Origin of the sequence: Neisseria brasiliensis, from assembly GCF_009671065.1 — a bacterium.
In the GTDB taxonomy this organism is placed as follows: domain Bacteria; phylum Pseudomonadota; class Gammaproteobacteria; order Burkholderiales; family Neisseriaceae; genus Neisseria; species Neisseria brasiliensis.
The window spans coordinates 1,006,106-1,026,337 of sequence record NZ_CP046027.1 but is presented as its reverse complement, the minus strand read 5'-3'; the positions used below and the strand labels follow the sequence as shown (position 1 = coordinate 1,026,337).

Annotated in this window: 15 protein-coding genes and 1 other RNA gene; 11 read left to right on the top strand and 5 right to left on the bottom strand. The window is 50.8% G+C overall.

Annotated features, from left to right (window positions below):
- Positions 1-167: 167 nt before the first annotated feature.
- Entirely contained in the window at positions 168-1,538 is a 1,371-nt protein-coding gene (gene purB, locus GJV52_RS05150) for an adenylosuccinate lyase (protein WP_095502837.1), read from the top strand.
- A 71-nt stretch (positions 1,539-1,609) separates the two neighbouring features.
- Here purB and GJV52_RS05145 read toward each other — a convergent pair whose 3' ends face one another.
- The gene (locus GJV52_RS05145) at positions 1,610-2,695 is read right to left on the bottom strand and encodes an AOC03_06830 family ribosome hibernation factor (RefSeq protein ID WP_100563688.1); all 1,086 of its coding nucleotides are present in this window, start codon (positions 2,693-2,695) and stop codon (positions 1,610-1,612) included.
- Between the two features lie 245 nt (positions 2,696-2,940).
- On the opposite strand from GJV52_RS05145, the gene GJV52_RS05140 reads away from it, so the two are divergent.
- From GJV52_RS05140 to rnpB, 5 genes are all read left to right on the top strand, one after another.
- A complete protein-coding gene (locus GJV52_RS05140; RefSeq protein ID WP_095503842.1) occupies positions 2,941-3,618 on the top strand; it encodes an IS1595-like element ISNme3 family transposase in 678 nt (225 codons plus the stop codon).
- 273 nt (positions 3,619-3,891) lie between these two features.
- Complete coding sequence (gene rsgA, locus GJV52_RS05135) at positions 3,892-4,758, top strand: ribosome small subunit-dependent GTPase A (protein WP_095502839.1); 867 nt, start codon at positions 3,892-3,894, stop codon at positions 4,756-4,758.
- Positions 4,759-4,861: 103 nt separating this feature from the next.
- The gene (locus tag GJV52_RS05130; protein WP_095503528.1) at positions 4,862-5,089 is read left to right on the top strand and encodes an exodeoxyribonuclease VII small subunit; all 228 of its coding nucleotides are present in this window, start codon (positions 4,862-4,864) and stop codon (positions 5,087-5,089) included.
- Positions 5,073-5,969, top strand: coding sequence for a polyprenyl synthetase family protein (locus GJV52_RS05125; RefSeq protein WP_100564423.1), 897 nt, complete (start codon positions 5,073-5,075; stop codon positions 5,967-5,969). The genes GJV52_RS05130 and GJV52_RS05125 overlap by 17 nt, the downstream gene beginning before the upstream one ends.
- Positions 5,970-6,055: 86 nt before the next feature.
- Positions 6,056-6,500, top strand: an RNA gene (gene rnpB, locus GJV52_RS05120) — RNase P RNA component class A.
- A 74-nt stretch (positions 6,501-6,574) separates the two neighbouring features.
- Here the strand turns inward: rnpB and sstT are convergent.
- Entirely contained in the window at positions 6,575-7,795 is a 1,221-nt protein-coding gene (gene sstT, locus GJV52_RS05115) for a serine/threonine transporter SstT (RefSeq protein ID WP_095503526.1), read from the bottom strand.
- A gap of 349 nt (positions 7,796-8,144) precedes the next feature.
- On the opposite strand from sstT, the gene GJV52_RS05110 reads away from it, so the two are divergent.
- The 4 genes from GJV52_RS05110 (at position 8,145) to GJV52_RS05095 (ending at position 15,514) form a co-directional block, all read left to right on the top strand.
- Complete coding sequence (locus GJV52_RS05110) at positions 8,145-9,995, top strand: autotransporter assembly complex protein TamA (protein ID WP_095503525.1); 1,851 nt, start codon at positions 8,145-8,147, stop codon at positions 9,993-9,995.
- 133 nt (positions 9,996-10,128) lie between these two features.
- The gene (locus GJV52_RS05105; RefSeq protein ID WP_100564421.1) at positions 10,129-14,307 is read left to right on the top strand and encodes a translocation/assembly module TamB domain-containing protein; all 4,179 of its coding nucleotides are present in this window, start codon (positions 10,129-10,131) and stop codon (positions 14,305-14,307) included.
- A gap of 77 nt (positions 14,308-14,384) precedes the next feature.
- Positions 14,385-15,275, top strand: a complete 891-nt coding sequence (locus tag GJV52_RS05100; protein ID WP_100564419.1) for a homocysteine S-methyltransferase family protein — start codon at positions 14,385-14,387, stop codon at positions 15,273-15,275.
- 68 nt (positions 15,276-15,343) lie between these two features.
- The gene (locus tag GJV52_RS05095; protein ID WP_154143231.1) at positions 15,344-15,514 is read left to right on the top strand and encodes a hypothetical protein; all 171 of its coding nucleotides are present in this window, start codon (positions 15,344-15,346) and stop codon (positions 15,512-15,514) included.
- Positions 15,515-15,835: 321 nt separating this feature from the next.
- Here GJV52_RS05095 and GJV52_RS05090 read toward each other — a convergent pair.
- The 3 genes from GJV52_RS05090 to GJV52_RS05080 form a co-directional block, all read right to left on the bottom strand.
- A protein-coding gene (locus tag GJV52_RS05090) for an IS5-like element IS1301 family transposase (RefSeq protein WP_096121706.1) occupies positions 15,836-16,587 on the bottom strand; the annotation gives its coding sequence in 2 pieces (ribosomal slippage) (positions 15,836-16,368 and positions 16,368-16,587; 753 coding nt in all).
- 157 nt (positions 16,588-16,744) lie between these two features.
- On the bottom strand, positions 16,745-17,749 hold the full coding sequence (locus tag GJV52_RS05085; protein ID WP_195690065.1) for an IS5 family transposase: 1,005 nt from the start codon (positions 17,747-17,749) through the stop codon (positions 16,745-16,747).
- Positions 17,750-17,939: 190 nt separating this feature from the next.
- A complete protein-coding gene (locus GJV52_RS05080) occupies positions 17,940-18,569 on the bottom strand; it encodes a tellurite resistance TerB family protein (protein WP_100562876.1) in 630 nt (209 codons plus the stop codon).
- A gap of 221 nt (positions 18,570-18,790) precedes the next feature.
- On the opposite strand from GJV52_RS05080, the gene GJV52_RS05075 reads away from it, so the two are divergent.
- Positions 18,791-20,200, top strand: a complete 1,410-nt coding sequence (locus GJV52_RS05075) for a basic amino acid/polyamine antiporter (RefSeq protein ID WP_100562874.1) — start codon at positions 18,791-18,793, stop codon at positions 20,198-20,200.
- Positions 20,201-20,232 lie beyond the last annotated feature (32 nt).

Genomic DNA, 20,232 nt, shown 5'->3' with positions numbered 1-20,232 from the left:
AATCAACCGCAGCAAACACATTAAGTTACCCTATTATCAGGATTTTTACGCAAAATTCGCGTATAATTCTCACCAATTTCGTCGGCAGCCGTCTGAACCCGACCTCATCGCGTTTAAAGCTGCCGCTCTTCCTGATCCGAAATCCACCGTTCCCATAGGAAACCATCATGATTAACCCGATTGCCGCCCTTTCCCCGTTAGACGGCCGCTATGCCAAATCCGTTGAAGCCCTGCGCCCGATTTTTTCTGAATACGGTCTGATGAAAGCCCGTGTCAAAGTCGAGCTGGAATGGCTCAAAGCCTTGGCTGCCGAACCGAAAATCAGCGAAGTGGCTGCGTTCAGCGACTTTACTATTGCTGAAATCGACAAAGTGATTGCCGGTTTCTCGCTTGATGATGCGGCGGCGGTTAAAGCCATCGAAGCCACCACCAACCACGACGTGAAAGCCATCGAATACTGGCTGAAAGAGCGTTTTTCCGGTGTGCCAGAAGTGGCGGCGGCGAGCGAGTTTATCCACTTTGCCTGCACCAGCGAAGACATCAACAACCTGTCACACGCTCTGATGCTGCAAGAAGCGCGCGAAGCCGTGTTGCTGCCGAAATTGGACGAAATCATCGCCAAGCTCACCGAAATGGCGCACGAATTGGCATCTGTACCGATGATGAGCCGCACCCACGGCCAACCGGCTACCCCGACCACTGTCGGCAAAGAAATCGCCAACGTGGTGTACCGTCTGCAACGCCAAGCCAAGCATCTGCAAGCGCAGGAATTTTTGGGCAAAATCAACGGCGCAGTCGGCAACTACAACGCCCATATGGTCGCTTACCCCGATGTGGATTGGGAAACCCATTGCCGTCATTTCGTTGAAATCAGCCTCGGCCTGACCTTCAACCCATACACCATCCAAATCGAACCGCACGACTACATGGCCGAATTTTTCCAAGCCATCAGCCGCGTGAACACCATTTTGATCGATTTCAACCGCGACGTATGGGGCTATATTTCCCTGGGCTACTTCAAGCAAAAAGTCAAAGCCGGCGAAGTGGGCAGCTCGACCATGCCGCACAAAGTCAACCCGATTGACTTTGAAAATTCCGAAGGCAACCTCGGCATGGCCAACGCCGTGTTGGGCTTTTTGTCGGAAAAACTGCCGGTTTCCCGCTGGCAGCGCGACCTGACCGACAGCACCGTGTTGCGCAACATGGGCGTGGGCGTGGGCTATACCGTATTGGGTTTGGTTGCCCATTTGCGCGGCTTGAATAAACTCGAAGTCAATCCGGTTGCCTTGGCCGCTGATTTGGATGCCACTTGGGAACTCTTGGCCGAACCGATTCAAACCGTGATGCGCCGCTATGGTGTCGCCAATCCGTATGAAAAACTGAAAGACCTGACCCGTGGCAAAGATGGCATCACGCCGGAAGTGTTGAAAGTGTTTGTCGAATCGCTGGAGATTCCTGCCGATGCCAAAGCGCAATTGCTGGCTTTGACCCCTGCGCTGTATGTGGGTAAAGCGGAAGAATTGGCAAACCGTATTTAAGTTTGAAACATCATCAAGGCCGTCTGAAAACCAAGTTTTCAGACGGCCTTTTTAATCAATCATGATTGAAGTTAGTATCGCGTCACCACGGCCAAACCACGGTCGGCATGTTCGCCTAAGGCTTCACTATCGACAAAGCGCACACGGCCACCAGCTGCCAATACTTTTTCAATCATTTCATCGACAATGTCTTCATAAGCATGTTCGCCTTTGGCATCTTCGATGTTGATTTCAGTAAGCTTGCGACCGTCTTCGCTGACTTGAGCCGGAATGTGCAAATCTTCTTCCACCACCAGCAATTCAGCACGGCCGTCTGTCACCGCCTGCCATACTTCGTTCAGGCCGCCGACAAACAGTTTGTTGCCCTTAGCATTGTTCAATTCGTCGAACACTTTGCCACGTTCGGCTGTTAATGCTTCTTTGATTTCCGGCCAAAGGGCTTTGCCCAGTTCGTGCGGGTTGTCGCTGTTGTGGCCGCTGTGGATAGACAGCATCACGTCTTCGCTGATGCCTGCGCCGTCGTTAAAGTGGCCGATGTTGCGGTCAACGCCCACCACCACAATCGGGGCAGACAATTGCTTTCTAGCTTCCAACAAAGCTTGGCCGACTTCGCGCATTTTATCGGTGACGATTTGATCGCGCACATGGCTGATGTCTTGGCTCGGGTTGGCTTCGGCAACTTCATTTTCCACGCTGAACGGGAATCCGAAATCATGTACTTCATTCAAATGCTCTTTGCGGCCGACAAACAAGCGTGTGCTGTGTTCGCTCAAAACATTTAACAAATACAGCGGGCTGCGGTTCATGGCAAACACCAAATCGCGGGTCAGGAAGTTATCGGCAATGGTCACGCGCTCCGGCACACGGAAAGGCAAGCGGAACAATTCGGCATATTCTGCGCTGGCAAAAATCACCAAGCCGTCGAGGTTGTATTGGTTATCCACCGATTCGGCCAAGCGGTTGATTTCATCAACGATGTGCGCTGTTTCACGTTTGCCGAATTCTTCTTGCAAACGTGTTACCGCTTCCGATACCAAGTTTTTCAAACGGATAATGTCTTTTTCATTGTCGGGCGAGGTGCGGTAAGTCGGCAGCGTAATGGTCACGCTCGGGTAAGATTGCTTGGATTGGATGGTTTTAATGGTATTCAGATTCATCGCATGATCCTTTCGGTCGGATGGGGGGGAGACGTTTCCGGCAAAGTGCCCGGCAAACTGCGTAGGGCTGATGTGAACAAAATTTATTTATTCAACATCAAGTGATTAGGCCGAAGTTGAAAAGCGGTGTGTCGGTATCGACCTGATGGCTTTAAGTTAACATTCGACACGGTAAGCCGCAATTACACACAATTACATTGGGGCTTAGGAAGCAAAATCATCAAAAAACCTGATAAGCTCCTAATATGAAACTAAAAAATAAGTATCAAAAGTTCAGCAAAATTTCAGAGCAAAAGTTTAGAGAAATAATCCGCTGTTTTGCTCTTGATTTGACCGCTTCCGATACTGCTAAAATGACCGGCATTAGTGTACGCAGTATCAATCCTATTTTCCTGAAAATCAGACACAGGATTGCTGCTCTGTGCGAACAAAGCTCACCACTGTCCGGTGTGGTCGAATTAGATGAATCTTACTTTGGTGCGCGACGTATCAGGGGTAAGCGCGGTCGCGGAGCGTCAGGTAAAACCATCGTATTTGGCATACTGAAACGCAATGGCGTGGTCTATACGGAAATCGTTCCCGACGCTTCGAAAGCCTCACTAATCAAGGTCATACGTGGTCACATATCTGCTGACAGTGAAATCAATACTGACGGCTGGAAAGCATATGACGGTCTTGTCGATATGGGCTATGAGAAGCATTACCGTGTCCATCATGGTTCCAATGAGTTTGCTCGAGGAAAGCAACATATCAATGGTATTGAATCTTTTTGGAGTTATGCTAAGGGGCGTTTGGCTAAATTTCATGGTATTTCCAAAGAGATGTTTTATCTGCATCTCAAAGAAACGGAGTTTAGGTTTAACCACCGGCATGAAGATTTAGGTAAAATATTAATGAAGATGCTTCGAAATAACCCAATTTAATATTTTTGCTTCCTAAGCCCCTTACATTATCAAACGCTTAGCACTGTCATTTGCTTTAAAACAATTATTTTTGGTTTTAATTAATTGAAAATAAAAGATAAATACATTTCTTTTTCACAATGCTGACAAAGTTTGTTTGATTACTTTTATTTACGGAACTTAAAACGTTAAACCCTAAATCACCTCAAATCATCAGGCCGTCTGAACGCCAAGTTTTCAGACGGCCTGCCGCATATTCCTGTAAAATAAGCTTTTTTCCAAGCAAAACCATACATGAGCCACACCGCCCAAATCATCACCAGCTACGGCCGCCGTTACATTGTGCGCACGCCCGACGGGCAAACCTTTGATGCCACCACACGCAAAAAGCGCGTCGATTTTGCCTGTGGCGACCAAGTCGAAATCAGCCCGATTAATGCCGAGCAAGTGGTGATTGAAGATTTTCTGCCGCGCCAAAGCCTGCTTTACCGCCAAGATGCGTGGAAAACCAAGCTGATTGCCGCCAATGTCAGCCAATTGTTGATTGTTACCGCTGCCGTGCCCAGCCCGAGCGAAGCCCTGTTGCAACGCGCTTTATTGGCGGCGGAAGCGGCGGAGATTGAAGCAGTGATTGTGTTGAACAAGGCTGATTTGCCCGAAACCGCCCAATGGCGCGACAAACTCGCCTTTTACGAGACCTTGGGCTACCGCGTGCTGGAAACGCGCGCGTTGGAAGGGGCGGAAACCTTAAAGCCGATTTTGCAAGGCCACACCAATATCTTTTTGGGGCAAAGCGGCATGGGCAAATCGACGCTCACTAATGCGTTGTTGGGCAACCAAGCCGCGCGCACCGGCGATATTTCCACCGCGCTCGATTCCGGCAAACACACCACCACACACGCGCAATTGTATGATTTAAATGAGGAAACCCAGCTCATCGATTCGCCCGGCTTGCAGGAATTCGGTTTGCATCATTTGGAAGCGACTGATTTGCTGCACTATTTCCCCGATTTGCGCCATTTGGCCGGCCAATGCCGTTTCCACAACTGCACCCACCGCGCCGAACCCAGTTGCGCCGTGAAAGCCGCCGCCGAAGCCGGAGAAGTGAAAGTCGAGCGCGTGGAGTTTTTACAGCGCGTGACGGATGAGTTGCTGCGGTAAGCTTGTTCTGAAAACAAAGGCCGTCTGAAAACCATGCTTTCAGACGGCCTTTTCACGTTTAAAAATGCTACAATAAGCCTTTGATTTTTCCTACCCGATACCCATGAAAAAAGCCGCCCCAAAATCCTTTGAAGAAGCCCTGAAACGCTTGGAAACCTTAACCCAAGCCATGCAGAGCAGCGATATGCCGCTGGAAGACGCGCTTGCTGCCTATCAGGAAGGCAACGAATTGGTGCAATATTGCCAAGAAAAATTGGCCGAAGTCGAACAAAAATTGCAGGTTTTGGATGCCGGCGAACTGAAGGAGCTCAACCTTGACCCAAGCGAATGATTTAAAAGCATGGCAGCAAAAAGCCCAAGCGCAAACCGAATTGCTGCTGGAGCGTTTCTTGCCGTCTGAACACACCAAACCGGCCAAGCTGCACGAAGCCATGCGTTATGTCACGCTCGGCGGCGGTAAGCGGTTGCGCCCGCTGTTGGTGTTGGCCGCCTCCGAATTGGGCGAGGCTGACAATGTCGCGGTCGAACAAGCCATGGCCGCGATTGAGATGGTGCACGTTTATTCCTTGGTTCACGACGATATGCCGCCGATGGACAACGACAGTCTGCGCCGCGGCAAACCGACCTGCCATGTGCAATACGACGAAGCCACCGCGCTGTTGGTTGGCGATGCGCTGCAAACACAAGCATTTGATGTGTTGAGCCGCGCCACCGAATTGCCTGCCGCGCGCCAGTTGGCCATGTTGGCGACGCTCGCCAAAGCCAGCGGCAGCTTAGGGATGGCCGGCGGTCAGGCGATTGACTTGGCCAATATCGGTAAGGCGATGAACCAAGCCGAACTAGAAGAAATGCATGGCCTGAAAACCGGCGCGCTGATTCGTGCCGCCGTGGTATTGGGTGCGCTGGCCTGCCCCGATTTGAGCGACGAATGCATCGTCCGACTCGACCAATACGCCACCAAACTGGGCTTGGCTTTCCAAGTGATTGACGATGTGCTCGACTGCGAAGCCGACACCGCTACGCTCGGCAAAACCGCCGGTAAAGATGCCGATAACGACAAGCCGACTTATGTCAAACTGATGGGCTTGACCGAAGCGCGCGCCTACGCTGAAAAACTGGTTGCCGAAGCTGTGGCCTTGCTGCAGCCGTTTGGTGACAAAGCTGCCCACTTGCGCCAATTGGCGGAATTTGTGACGGCGCGTAAGCATTGAGTTTGCTGCTTTGATGTGAAACGAGGCCGTCTGAAACTGCTAACCCTAAGTTTCAGACGGCCTTGTGTTATAATCGCTTCCGCATACAGGCCAGACAGACAGTCGCCGCGTAACGCGTAAGGCTTACGGGGAGGAAAGTCCGGGCTCCAAAGAGCAGAATGCCGGCTAACGGCCGGGCGTGGTAACACGACGGAAAGTGGAACAGAGAGCAGAACCGCCGATGGCCATGATTCTCGCCAGCCTTTTGTATCATTGCAAAATGAAATGCCGCAGCCATGAGTATGGCAAGGCAAGCAGGGTGCAAAAGGCTGGCGGGAAGGCACAGGTAAGGGTGAAAAGGTGCGGTAAGAGCGCACCGTGCGGCTGGTAACAGTCCGCAGCAGGCTAAACCCCATTCGGAGCAAGACCAAACAGAACGCATTGACGCGACTCGCCGAGCGTTCGGGTAGGTTGCTGGAGCGCATCAGCAATGGTGCGACTAGAGGAATGACTGTCCAACGACAGAACCCGGCTTATCGTTTGACCTGTATGCACAGAATGAATCAAGGCCGTCTGAAAATCAACAGCAGATTTTTCAGACGGCCTTTTATGTACATCAACTATGTTTATTCGCGGTTGCGGCTCATATCCGCTGCGGCGGTAAACAATACGTCGGTGGACGAGTTCAGCGCGGTTTCGGCTGAGTCTTGCAACACGCCGATGATGAAGCCCACAGCCACCACTTGCATGGCCACATCGTTGGAAATGCCGAACAAGGCACACGCCATCGGAATCAGCAGCAACGAGCCGCCGGCTACACCGGAAGCGCCGCAAGCACCGGCCGTGGCTACCAAGCTCAACAGCAGCGCGGTGAAGAAGTCAACCTGAATGCCCAAAGTGTGCGCTGCTGCCAGTGACAATACGGTAATGGTAATTGCCGCGCCGCTCATGTTGATGGTGGCACCCAATGGAATCGAGATGGAGTAGGTGTCTTCGTGCAAACCGAGTTTCTTCGCCAAGGCCATGTTCACCGGAATATTGGCGGCAGAAGAGCGGGTGAAGAAGGCGGTCACACCGCTTTCACGCAGGCAGGTCAGCACCAACGGATACGGATTGCGACGGATTTTCCACCACACAATCAGCGGGTTCACCACCAATGCGATAAACAGCATACAGCCGAGCAATACGGCGAGCAGTTGGGCATAGCTGGCCAAAGCGCCGAAGCCGGTTTCGGCCACGGTCGAAGCCACCAAACCGAAAATACCCAAAGGTGCGAATTTAATCACCCATTTCACCACGGTAGAAATCGCATCAGCCAAATCAGCCACGACTTGACGGGTGGTGTCCGAACCGTGATTGCGGATGGCAAAGCCCAATACCAAACCCCAAGCCAAAATGCCGATGTAGTTGGCATTGGCGATGGCGTTCACCGGATTGGCAACCAAGTTCATCAATAAGGTTTTCAACACTTCGACAATGCCGGATGGCGGGGTAGTGGAAATATCGCTGGCGCTGGATAAAACGATATGGGTTGGGAACATCATACTGGCCAATACCGCAACCAAAGCAGAGGCGAATGTGCCGACGATATACAAGCCGATAATCGGTTTGATGTAGGCTTCGTTGCCTCTGCGGTGTTGGGAAATGGCTGCGACCACCAAGATAAACACCAAAACCGGTGCCACGGCTTTCAATGCGCCGACAAACAGGCTGCCGAGTAAGCCGACAGCCAGGCCTGCATTAGGTGCAATCCAGCCGACAACAATACCGATCACCAAGCCGATGGCGATTTGTTTCACCAGGCTGACGCTGTTGACTGCGTTGAGAAGAGGGTTTTCACTGGACATCATTCATCCTTGTGTTAAAAGTATGTTAAGAATAAATTACATTCTAAAATAAAACTTTACCTTCGGTGAAGATTTTGATCATAAATCAGATAATTTAGCATAAAATTCTTATATTTTTATAAATATAAGAATTTACAATCAATAATATATTAATTTTAATATTAAATTTTTTTGGTAAATTGCATAATATGTAGTATGGGTGAAAAATTGTTGACGACTTTTGCCCCCAATAAACATTTTCCGATTTTCAGACGGCCTAAAGCAATGTAAGCGCAGGATTCGGCTGTTAAAAGAAGGCATAAATAGTGTTAGAATCAGAAACCTCCGAATTCCCGTACTCTTTGGCAATATGAACAAGCTGACTCCGCCGATTCTCTTTACCACGCTGTCGCTGGCCTGTGCGCAGGCATTTGCGGCCGATGCGTTTGTGCCTCAGGCCGATGATTACGAGCCTGTGCCCGAATCGGAACGCACGCCGCCGCCGGGCATGAGCACGGAAACGGTCAAACTTGACCCAAAATATCCGGTTAAAGTTGAAACTGACAACAGCGAAGTCAAAGAAATGGTGGAAACCCATTTGCCGCTGATTACCCAGCAACAACAGGAAGAGCTGGATAAAGAGCAAGTCGGTTTTTTGGCGGAAGAGGCGCCGCAAAACGTGACAACCATGTTGCGCACCAAAGGCTATTTCAACAGCCAAACCAGTATTCGTGACGATCGCGCCACCGATGGTTATGTGGTCAACATTATTCCGGGCCCACGCACTAAAATCGATAATGTTAGCGTGGCGATTATTGGTGATGTGTTGTCTGAAGGCGATGTCGGTGATTATTACAAAAACGCCATGCAAAACTGGCAGCAGCCGGTGGGCGACAATTTCGACCAAGACCGCTGGAGCAGCAGCAAAACGTCTGTGCTCGCAGCGGTCACACGTAAAAAATACCCGTTGGCTAAAATCGCTAATTCACAGGCGACTATTGATCCCAATCGCAACATGGCCGACTTGGAAGTGATGGTGGAGAGCAACCGGCCGATTTATTTCGGTGATTTCCAAATTACCGGTACCAAACGCTATCCGGTGACCGTCGTCTCCGGCATGGCGCGTTTTGAACCGGGTGATCCTTACGACTTGGATAAACTGCTCGATTTTCAGCAGGCTTTGGAGCAAAACGGCCATTATTCCGGCGCTTCGGTGCAGGCCGATTTTGACAATCTGAACCAAGACCGTGTGCCGGTGAAGGTTAATGTGAGCGAAGTGAAGCTGCATAAATTGGAAACCGGTATCCGTTACGATTCGGAATACGGTTTGGGCGGCCGCATCGCTTACGATTACTACAATTTGTTCAACCGCGGCTACATCGGCTCGGTGGTGTGGGACATGGACAAATACGAAACCACCTTGGCTGCCGGTATCAGCCAGCCGCGTAAAAGCAACGGCAAATACTGGACCACCAATCTGGCCTACAACCGCTCCACCACACAAAATTTAGAAAAACACGCCCTCACCAGCGGTGTATGGTATGTGCGCGACCGCAATAATATCGATGCCCGTGTCGGTTTGGAATTTATTATTGAAGAGCGCAAAGTCCCCGATACCGATTACGATTTGGGCCGCAGCCATGCCACCATGCTCACTGCCTCATGGAAGCGCCAAGACATCGAGACCACGCTTCGCCCTGAAAACGGCTACTATCTCGATGGCAAAATCGGCGCCACTTTAGGCAAAGTGTTGTCGTCCACCATGATGGCGCGCGCCCATGCCCGAGCCGGCTATTTCTTTACGCCGGAAAACAAAAAAATCGGTACCTTCATCGTGCGCGGCCAAACCGGCTATGTGTATGCCAATGAAGGCGAAGAAGTGCCGTCGAGCTTATTATTCCGTACCGGTGGCGCCTCATCGATTCGTGGTTATGAGCTCGACAGCCTCGGGTTGGCCGGCCCGAATGATTCGGTATTGCCGGAACGCGCTTTATTGGTCGGCAGCTTTGAATATCAATATCCGGTGACCAAAAGTTTTTCTGCCGCCTTGTTCCACGATGTCGGCGATGCAGCACCAAACTTCAAAAAAATGACCATGAAACACGGCACCGGTTTGGGTGTGCGCTGGTTTAGCCCGGTGGCGCCATTTTCGTTCGACGTGGCTTACGGCCATCAAGACAAAAAACTGCGCTGGCACATCAGCTTAGGTACGCGTTTTTAATGTTTCAGACGGCCTTTGATGCCATCTGAAAGCGCCCTACCCTGCGGCAAAACACCATATGATGTTCAGACGGCCTATTGAATGATTTTAAATGCCGTCTGAAAAATAAACTTTATTTTCTTTTATCGTAACCATGACCACAGAACAAGCACCTACCGCTGCGGTGGACACGCCGCCAACTGATAACAGGCCGTCTGAAACGCCGCCTAAGCGCAAACGCCGCTGGCTGCGCGTGCTGGCGTGGCTGGTGTTGTGTGCGTTGGTGTGTCTGCTCGGTTTGGTGGGGTGGGTGGCCAGCACCGAATCCGGCTTGCGCTTCGGTCTCTATAAAATCCCGTCATGGTTCGGCGTGAACATCAGCTCCAAAACCTTACAAGGCACCTTGATTGACGGTGTGCGCGGTGATGAATGGCTGATTGAAACCAAAGGTGCCGACATCAAAATCAGCAAGCTCACGCTGCAATGGGTGCCGTCTGAATTGACCCGCCCGAGCCTGCACATCAAAGAATTAATTGCCGGTGACATCGCCATTGTCACCAAGCCGACCCCGCCAAAAGAAGACAAACCTTCAGACGGCCTGCCTGATAGCATTGATTTGCCGGTGACCGTGTTCGTCGATCATGCCGAAACCGGCAAAATCTCTGTCGGCAAAAGCTTCGATGAGCAGACAATCTACGTCGAAAAACTCAAAGCCGCCTATCATTACGACCGCAAAGAGCATCGCTTAAATTTGGCCGAAGCCAAAACGCCGTGGAGCGAATCGGCCGGCGCGGTGGTGTTGGGTTTGCAAAGCCCGTTTTCACTCAATACCGCGATTTACACCAAAGGCGAACTGGAAGGCGAAACCATCCACGGTACCACCCGCTTTTGGGGCAGCCTGCAAGACGTGAATATGCAAATCCTGCTTGATGGTGAAAATGTACATTTGCACGCCAATTCCATCTTGCATCCCTTTGCCAAGCAGCTGAATGATATTGTCGGCGAAGTGCATGTGAAGGGCATCAACATCAATCCGGTGGCGTTTATCCCATCGCTGCCCAAAGCCAACCTGACCTTTGATGCCATTCTTGTGCCATCGTTTACCGACGGTATTGCCTTAGATGGTGCGCTGGACTTGGGCAATACGCAAGCCGATTTTGCTGATAATAATGGTATTCCCGCGCGCGCCGCCTTGGCAGAATTTACTGTTGACGAACAAGGCATGGTCAAAATCAATGAAGCGGAATTTGAACTGCTGCAACAAGGCCGTCTGAAAGCAGCGGGCAGCATCGATACCGTCAAGCAGCAATTGGATTTGGCCATCGGTGTGGAAAATGTCGCTGCCGCCGATGCGGTGCAACAAAACATTGCAGGCCGTCTGAACGGCAATATCAACGTCAAAGGCGAGACCGCATCGCCGAACATTGATTGGTCGCTCGACAGCGGTTTTGCCCGCACCACCGGCCTGCTTTCCATCCTCACCGACAAGCTGCAAGGCCAGCGTACGCTCAAGCTTTCAGATGTGAAATTAACGCCACAGGACGGCGGAGAAATCACAGCCGGAGGCGAGCTTCAGCTCTTTAAAAATCAACTGCTTAAGCTCGATATTGTGAGTAAAAATTTCAATCCGAGCAAGATGGATAAGCAGCTTCCGGTAGGCAATATCAACGGCAATATCGCGCTGACAGGCGAATTGGGCAAGCAGAAATTCGGCGGCAAAATGCAGTTTGGCCCGAGTATGCTTAATGGTGTGTCATTGAGCGGTAAGGCCGATATTTTGTATGAAGACCAACACCTGCCGCGTGCGCTGACCGACCTTAAGCTCGGCACCAATGTTATCAATACCAGCGGCAGCTTCGGCAAAAAAGGCGACCGCCTGAATCTGAATATCAGCGCCCCCGATTTATCGCGCTTCGGTTTTGGTTTGAGCGGTTTGCTCAATGCCAAAGGCTATTTGGGCGGCGATCTTTCAGACGGCATCAAAACGCTGGAAACCGATTTATCCGGCGAAGCGCGCGCCCTGCGTGTGGGCGATTTGCTCAATGTGCGCGATTTGGATTTCAAACTCAAAGGCTCGCCTGATGTGACCAAGCCGGTGACAGCAGAAATCGTGGGCGACCGGATTGTGTTTGCAGGCAAAACGCCGACTGTGATTGATGCCATCAACCTGAGTATGAACGGTACCGGTCTCAACCACCGTATCCGCGGCACCGGTAATATGGTTTTGGACAGCAAGCCCTACAAGCTCGACCTTGATGCCAACGGCGGCCTGAATCAAGACCTCGACCAATGGAAAGGTGTGGTGAATGCGCTCGACATCAGCGGCGCGTTTAACCTTAAGCTGCAAAACCGCATGAATTTGGAAGCCGGCGCCGAACGTGTGGCGATGAGTCCGGCGCGATGGGCGGCGATGAGTGGCGTGTTGAATCTGCAAAGTTTCGTGTGGGATAAACGTACCGGCATCACCACCAAAGGCAGTGCGCAAAACCTGCACATGGCCGAGTTGCATAATTTCTATCAGCCGCCGGTGAGCCATAATCTGGTGTTGGGCGGCGATTGGGATATGTCGTATAGCGAAAATGCGCGCGGCTACCTGAATATCATGCGTCAGGGTGGCGATGTGATTCTGCCGCAAAACAACCAGCCTTTGGGCTTGAGCACTTTGTCTTTGCGCACCCGTTTCCAAAACAACCGCATTGATGCGCGGCTCGACGGCCACAGCCGATTCGGCCGCGTGGATGCCGATGTTGGCATCAACCAACAATTTGGCGGCAATTTGGCCAATGCGCCGCTCACCGGTCGCGTGAACGCCAATATTTCCGATTTAACCGCCTTACGCCCGCTCTTGCCGCCATCGGCACAAAGCTTAAGCGGCAGCTTCGTCGGCACCGCCGTGTTGGGTGGGCGCGTGGCCACACCGAGCATCGCGTCTAATCTAAAGCTCAACACCAATTACGGCAACGGCGACGGCATCATCAACATTGGTCAGGGCAACAGCTTGGATACTTCGCCTTTGAGTGGCCGCATTAACCTGAATGTTGCCAATTTAGAAGTGTTCCGCAATTTCATTCCGGTCGGCCAAACCATCAAAGGCCGTCTGATTGGCGCGGTGAATTTGGGTGGCAGCGTCGGCGATCCGCTGTTTAACGGCACACTCAACGGCGACAATCTGTATTACCGCAATCAGGCGCAAGGTTTGATTTTGGACAACGGCGTATTGCGCTCGCGTCTGCAAGGCCGCCATTGGATCATCGACAGCTTGAAATTTTATCGTGGCGGCACGGTCGAGCTGAAAGGCCGCGTCGAATTGGAAGACGTGAATCCCGATGTTGATGTCGATATCGTGTTCGACAAATACCGCACACTTTCCCGCTCGAACCGCCGTTTGGCGTTAAGCGGCAGGGCCAAAGTGCTGTATAACGTGCAGCGCGGTGTGTCTTTGGTGGGCGGATTGAAAGCCGACTTCGGCCAATTCGGTTTCCAAGAATCATCCATGCCGACTTTGGATGACGATGTGGTGGTATTGGGCGAGCCGCCGAAAGAGCAAGCCGCGACCACGCCGATTTTCATGGATTTAGATTTGGACTTGAACGACAGCGTGCGCTTTGTCGGTGAAGGCTTGAACGTGACCTTGGGTGGCACATTGAAGCTGACTGCCCGACCGGGTGAAAAGGTGCAGGGCATCGGAACGGTGAAGGTAGTCAAAGGCCGCTACAAAGCTTACGGTCAGGATTTGGACATTACCAAAGGCACGATTTCTTTCGTTGGCCCCTTGGGCGACCCGAATCTGAATATCCGTGCCGAGTGCCGCTTGTCGCCGGTGGGCGCGGGCGTGGAAGTGCTGGGTAATTTGAGCGATCCGCGCATTACCTTAGTGGCCGATGAAGTCATGAGCGAAAAAGACAAACTTTCGTGGCTGATTCTGAACCGTGCCAGCAGCGGCAGCGATGGCGATGAGGCGGTATTGTCCGCCGCCGCCGGTGCTTTGTTGGCAGGGCAGCTCAACGACCGCTTAGGTTTGGTGGACGATTTCGGCATGACCAGCAAACGCAGCCGCAACGCCCAAACCGGCGAACTCAATCCGGCCGAACAGGTGCTGACCGTGGGCAAACAATTGTCGCAAGAGCTGTATCTTGGTTATGAATACGGTTTAACCAGCGCCGAGCAGTCAGTCAAGCTGATTTACCAACTGACCCGCTCTATTCAAGCGATTGCCCGTGTCGGCAGCGAATCATCAGGCGGTGAATTGAAATACACCATCCGCTTTGACCGCTGGTTTAAAAAGGCAGATAAAGAAGCGGAAGCAACTATAGAACAAGAAAAACAACCTTAAAAAGCAGGCCGTCTGAAAAGTCATTTTTAGCTTTTCAGACGGCCTTTATGATGAAACCGCTTATCAGAAAGACAAACATGAAACCCATTATTTTAGATGGCGGGATGGGGCGCGAGCTGCACCGCCGTGGCGCACCGTTCCGCCAACCCGAATGGTCGGCACTGGTCCTGACCGAAGCACCTGATATCGTGCGTGATACCCATGTCGACTATATCCGCGCCGGTGCCGAAGTGATTACCGCCAACAGCTATGCGGTGGTGCCGTTTCACATTGGCGAGCAACGCTTTGCCCAAGAAGCCGAAAGCTTGGCCGCCACCGCCGGTCAACTTGCCCGAGAAGCCGTCGACCAAAGCGGCAAAGACGTGAAAGTGGCTGCTTCACTGCCGCCATTGTTTGGCTCATACCGACCTGATTTGTTCGACGCTTCGGCCGCGCCTGAGTTGGCCAAACCATTAATCAACGGCTTAAAAAACTATAACGATATTTGGCTGGCAGAAACACAAAGCAGCATTGCCGAAGCCGAATTTTGGCGCAGCTGTCTGCCGGATGACGGCAAACCGTTTTGGGTGTCGTTCACCTTGGAAGACACGCACGAACACGATGCACCGGTGTTGCGTTCGGGTGAGTCGGTGGCAGAGGCGGCGCAAGCCGTAGCCACTTTGGGGGCAGAGGCTTTACTGTTTAATTGCAGCCGTCCAGAGGTGATGCTGGCGGCAGTGGCATGCGCTAAATTAGCATTAGAAAAACAAGGTAAATCATTGAAAATAGGTGTTTATGCCAACGCCTTCGAACCGGTGGAAGACGAGATGAATGCCGCCAATAACGGCTTGGACGAAATCCGCCAAGACACCACGCCGCCGAACTATTTGCGCTGGGCGCAAGAATGGGTGGCGGTAGGCGCAGGTATTGTCGGCGGCTGCTGCGGCATCGGCCCTGAACATATTCAGGTATTAGCCGAACAATTATAAATCGCGTTTCAGACGGCCTCATTTTAGGTGAGGCCGTCTGAACATATGGATACTCAAAACGGATTAATATGCGCCCTACTCTTGTGATTAATATTATCGGCAACCTTATCGGCTGGGGGCTTTATTTTCTGTTGCTGCGCCGCTTGCCCCTGCCCGGTATCGTGCAAATTATCTTGGCGTTTGCGCTGTGTTTTGCTGGGATTAAAATCGCCGAAAAAATCTACCGACGTTTGAACTGAATCATCTTTTCGCTTTCTGGACAGACCTAAAAGAGCAGTCAATTCTCCTGCCTCCGAATAATTCCTTAGCTTAAAAAAGTGTAGATTGAAAACACTAAAATAAAAGATGAATGATGTTTAAATGACCGGCTGATAAGCAATAGATATATATGATGGATAGCCGGAGGCTCGACCGCCGATAAGCAGTGTATCGATGTGGATGTTACAATCATACCCAAGTTTTTGACGATTTCGTCTTGTCAGCCAATAGCAAAAGGCCGAGACCTTTGCAAAACCCTACCTACCATCAAAAAAGCTTACCTAGGTTACTAGGGCGTGTCCTCAATTTAACTTAGCATGAATAATAGAGCAAGCCAAGTAAAGCATCGATTTAAAATTACGAGCTAATTTCTCATAGCGAGTAGCAATACTACGAAACTGCTTTAATCGTGCAAATGCATTCTCGACTAAGTGGCGTAATTTATAAAGGTAGCTATCAAAATCAGGGTTAGGTTTCTTGGCATTTTTACGCTTTGGTATAATAGCTTTCATACCGTGTTCTATCGCTTTATCTCTGATTTCTTGCGAGTCATACCCTTTGTCAGCGATAAAATACTGGGCTTCTTGTATGACTTCTATCAAGTCGTTTGCAACTTGACTGTCGTGCACGTTACCCCCAGTGACTTTAAAATCGAGCGGATTTCCATGCGAGTCCACACATAGGTGTATTTTTGTCGTGTTTCCGCCACGGCTTTGTCCAATTGCTCTATCGAAACCACGCCGAGCTCCACTTGCATGTTGATGACACCGTACATAACTTCCGTCGATGAATACCCATTCTTTGTCAATTTCTTTTCGTAGATCAAAAAAAAATTCTGCCACAAGCCTTTTTTAGACCATCGGTTAAAGCGGTTATAAGCGGTTTTCCATGACCCTAGCTCAATAGGTATGTCTCGCCATGGTGCACCTGTTCTTAGCTTCCATAGTATGGCTTCCATCACGGTACGGTCGTTCTTCCATTGATGACAGCCGTGCGCTTTCATGGTTGTTTGTAATTGTTCCCATATGTTGTCAGTTATTGCGGTTCTCGCCATTGTTTGTGTTTGCCTATATTTCGTTGGAATATAGGGTTAAAATAGGGCTCTTTTGGGCTTATTCAAATTAGGGACACGCCCTAAGTAAGCTTTTTTTCAACATAAAATCCCCAATCATTACCTAAAATTCCCTATTCTCGGGCACATTTCCCCCTTTTCACGCGGCAGCAGACACACGAAGCCTGTTGGCAGCTTTCAGCAGGTTGATACAAATCGCTTTCAAATGACTTTGCGCAGTCACTTTCAATAAGCCGAAATAAGCCGCACGGTGGTAGCGGAATTTACGGTGTAGCGTACCAAAGCTCTGTTCCACCACATAACGCGTTTTCGACAATTGCTTATTTCTTGCTTTATCTTCTTCAGTTAACGGATGACCCCGGTGCGCCTTACGCATAATGCCGTCTGAAAGTCCTTTTTGTTGCAGTAAGGCTCGATTGGCTTTACTGTCATATCCTTTGTCAGCATAAACCTTGGTGCCTTCGGCAATATCTTGCAGCAACGGTTCAAAGTGATTGCATTCGTGTTCGTTGGCCGGACTGATGTGCAGTTTCTCGATATAGCCTTCATGATCGGTACGGGTATGCTGTTTATAGCCGAGTTTGAACTTACCGTCCTTCTTCACCCAGCGGGCATCTTGGTCTTTGCTGGGGGTGTTTTCTGAAACCACACCGTTTTCATCAGTTTCAATCGCCCGTCGCTGTTTGCCGCCGGCTGTTTGGATTATGGTGGCGTCAATAACGGCTGCTTTGGCATGTTGGATTTTTAAGCCTTTGTCAGTTAATTGACGGTTAATCAAATCCAGTAATTCGGCAAGTAGATTGTTTTGTGCCAGCCAGTTGCGGTAACGGCACAGTGTGCTGTGGTCGGGAGTGTTGAGTTCGTCAAAACCGCAGAAGAGATAAAAGTCGATACGGGTAATGAGACTGTGTTCGAGTTCGGGATCGGACAGGCTGTGCCATTGGCCGAGTAAGACGGCTTTAAACATGGACAATAATGAATAGGCGGGGCGGCCGCCGTGATGACGGGTATAGCGGCCTTTTTGTTGTTCGAGATAATCGGCAATGGGCTGCCAGTCGATAATGAGCTGAATTTTGAGCAAGGGAAAGCGGTCAGGGTCTTTACCAACGATAGTTTCGACGGTTTGTTTGAAGAAGCTGCTCATGAAGAAAATCCTCTAAATTCGGCTTAAAGGGAATTTAGAGGATTTTAGGGTGTTTGGGAAGTATTATGCCGCTTGGTAACTATAGTTACTTTACATGGGATTTAAGAGGGGTTTTGCAAAGGTCTCAGGCCGTCTGAAAAATGATTTTTCAGACGGCCTTTATCATGTGTAATCAGTAGCAATCAGTGGATTACAAACCTAATTGCTGCTCCAGTTTTTCTACCAATTCTTCGTCCAGATTCAGCGCTTCGGCCAATTGGGCGAGGAACACGATTTCTTTGCGTGACATATCATCACACACCACGCGGGCGGCAAGGTAGGCACCCGAAGCCAAAGCGCGGTCGTTGCCGACGGCTTGGGCGATATCGGCAATGCTGGCCGGATTGGCATATTCGGCAGCCAACCAACGCAAAGTAGCCGGATCGTCGCCGCTCTCGTTGCTGATGAGCTGTTTCTCGTTTTCATCGATCAGGCCGTCTGAAGCGGCGGCGGCAATCATGGTGCGCAATAACACGCGGCTTTGTTCTTCGGCTTTGCTTTCATTCGGCTCGAAATCGCTTTTTAAGGGCGCAGGCTTGGTCGGGTTGTTTTTCTGCCAACCTTGATAGGCTTGGTAAGCCAGCATGCCCAGCGCGGCCAATGAGCCGACTTTTGCCAGCGAACCGGTGTTTTTCTTTTTCAACAACATCGACACCAAGCTGGCCGCTACGGCGCTGCCGCCCAATGAACCGAGCAAACCGCCGTTGTTGGCACCTGCGGCAGGTGTGTTGTTTTTCTGAACGCTGTTCAAAACCAAATTCAATAAGCTGTTTAAGTTCATGGTCGGTCTTTCTTAATGAGTGAGTTGTGTTCTTAACATATCGGTTTTCCGTGCCATTGCCAAGCTTGGCGAAGGTTAAGTATTTGAAAAGCCTGTTTACATTAGTGGCCGTCTGAATACAATTTCTGCGCTAAGGGTATGTTTCAGACGGCCTTTTTAAGCAGGTTTTGTGTAAATCGGTTAAAATTGCCGCCCCCCACAAAAAATTCAGAAAGAGATTAATGTCTTCCAAATCCACAATCGGGCTGGCCGCGCTTACGGCGTTGGTGATCAGCTCCATGATTGGCTCGGGCATTTTTAGCCTGCCGCAAAACATGGCCTCGGTGGCCGGATCAAAAGCCTTGCTTATCGGCTGGCTGATTACCGGTGTCGGGATTATTTTCTTGGGCATTTCGTTTGCGGTGTTGGCACGCTTACGCCCCGATCTTGACGGCGGCATTTACACTTATGCACGCGAAGGCTTCGGCGACATGGTCGGTTTCTTCTCGGCTTGGGGGTATTGGTTGTGCACCACGGTCGGCATCGTCGGCTATTTGGTGGTGGCCTTTGAAGCGGTCGGCACGTTCACCGATATGCCCGATTTCGTATTATTCGGCAAGGGCAATACCTTTTGGGCGTTTCTCGGCGAATCGGCGGTGGCATGGTTGATTTATTGGCTGGTGGCGCGCGGCATTAAAGAAGCGGCAGGCGTGAACTTGGTGGCAACGTTTGTAAAAGTGTTTCCGCTGATTTTGTTTATCGGTTTGGCGGCTTATTTCTTCAAAAGTGATGTGTTTATGGCCGATTGGACAGGTGCGAGTTTGGCCACGCCGGAAAATCCCGATGCCGGCATCATGAGCCAAGTGAAAAACACCATGCTGATTACGCTGTGGGTGTTTACCGGTATTGAAGGTGCGGCGGTGTTGTCGAAACACGCCAGAAGCCGTGCCGATGTCGGCAAAGCGACCGTGTTGGGTGTGGTGTTGGTGCTGGCGATGTATGTAGCGATTACCGTGTTGGCGCAGGGTATTTTGCCGCGTGCCGAAATTGCCGAGATGGCCAATCCGTCGATGGCGGGTGTGTTGGCGCACATGGTCGGCCAATGGGGCAAAGTGTTGATTAGCGTGTGTTTGATTGTGTCGGTGTTGTCGTCGTATTTGAGTTGGACGCTGTATGCTACCGAAATTCCGCACTCGGGTGCGAAAAACGGCGCCTTCCCGCCATCGTTTGTGAAGCTCAACCAAAACAGCGTGGCGCACGGCTCGCTATTGTTTACCACGCTGACGGTGCAACTGTGTCTGTTTTTGGTTTGGCAGACCGGCAACAGCTATGAAACGCTGCTGCTGATTTCCACCTCGATGATTCTGATTCCGTATTTTCTCATCGGCGCGTTTTTGCTCAAACTTGCCTTCACACAGAATTTAAGCATCGGCATCAAACTTATCGGCCTGATTGCCACCATGTACGCGCTGTGGATTGTGTATGCGGCGGGCACGGAATATTTGTTGTTTTCTGTGTTGCTGTATCTTTATTCGCAATACAAACATCATGGCCGTCTGAAACTCAAGGGCTTTGAAAAAGCGATTCTGCTGGTGTTGGCGGTATTGGCCGTGCCGGCGGTGCAGCAGTTGGTGGCCAGCCTGTCGGCTTGATGCTAAATAAAAACCGCCTGCTTGTTAGGCAG

Bases quoted from the DNA above. Each gene is read 5' to 3' on its own strand.
- purB (WP_095502837.1), top strand. From the start codon at position 168: ATGATTAACCCGATTGCCGCCCTTTCCCCGTTAGACGGCCGCTATGCC.
- GJV52_RS05145 (WP_100563688.1), bottom strand. From the start codon at position 2,695: ATGAATCTGAATACCATTAAAACCATCCAATCCAAGCAATCTTACCCG.
- GJV52_RS05140 (WP_095503842.1), top strand. From the start codon at position 2,941: ATGAAACTAAAAAATAAGTATCAAAAGTTCAGCAAAATTTCAGAGCAA.
- rsgA (WP_095502839.1), top strand. From the start codon at position 3,892: ATGAGCCACACCGCCCAAATCATCACCAGCTACGGCCGCCGTTACATT.
- GJV52_RS05130 (WP_095503528.1), top strand. From the start codon at position 4,862: ATGAAAAAAGCCGCCCCAAAATCCTTTGAAGAAGCCCTGAAACGCTTG.
- sstT (WP_095503526.1), bottom strand. From the start codon at position 7,795: ATGTCCAGTGAAAACCCTCTTCTCAACGCAGTCAACAGCGTCAGCCTG.
- GJV52_RS05110 (WP_095503525.1), top strand. From the start codon at position 8,145: ATGAACAAGCTGACTCCGCCGATTCTCTTTACCACGCTGTCGCTGGCC.
- GJV52_RS05105 (WP_100564421.1), top strand. From the start codon at position 10,129: ATGACCACAGAACAAGCACCTACCGCTGCGGTGGACACGCCGCCAACT.
- GJV52_RS05100 (WP_100564419.1), top strand. From the start codon at position 14,385: ATGAAACCCATTATTTTAGATGGCGGGATGGGGCGCGAGCTGCACCGC.
- GJV52_RS05095 (WP_154143231.1), top strand. From the start codon at position 15,344: ATGCGCCCTACTCTTGTGATTAATATTATCGGCAACCTTATCGGCTGG.
- GJV52_RS05085 (WP_195690065.1), bottom strand. From the start codon at position 17,749: ATGAGCAGCTTCTTCAAACAAACCGTCGAAACTATCGTTGGTAAAGAC.
- GJV52_RS05080 (WP_100562876.1), bottom strand. From the start codon at position 18,569: ATGAACTTAAACAGCTTATTGAATTTGGTTTTGAACAGCGTTCAGAAA.
- GJV52_RS05075 (WP_100562874.1), top strand. From the start codon at position 18,791: ATGTCTTCCAAATCCACAATCGGGCTGGCCGCGCTTACGGCGTTGGTG.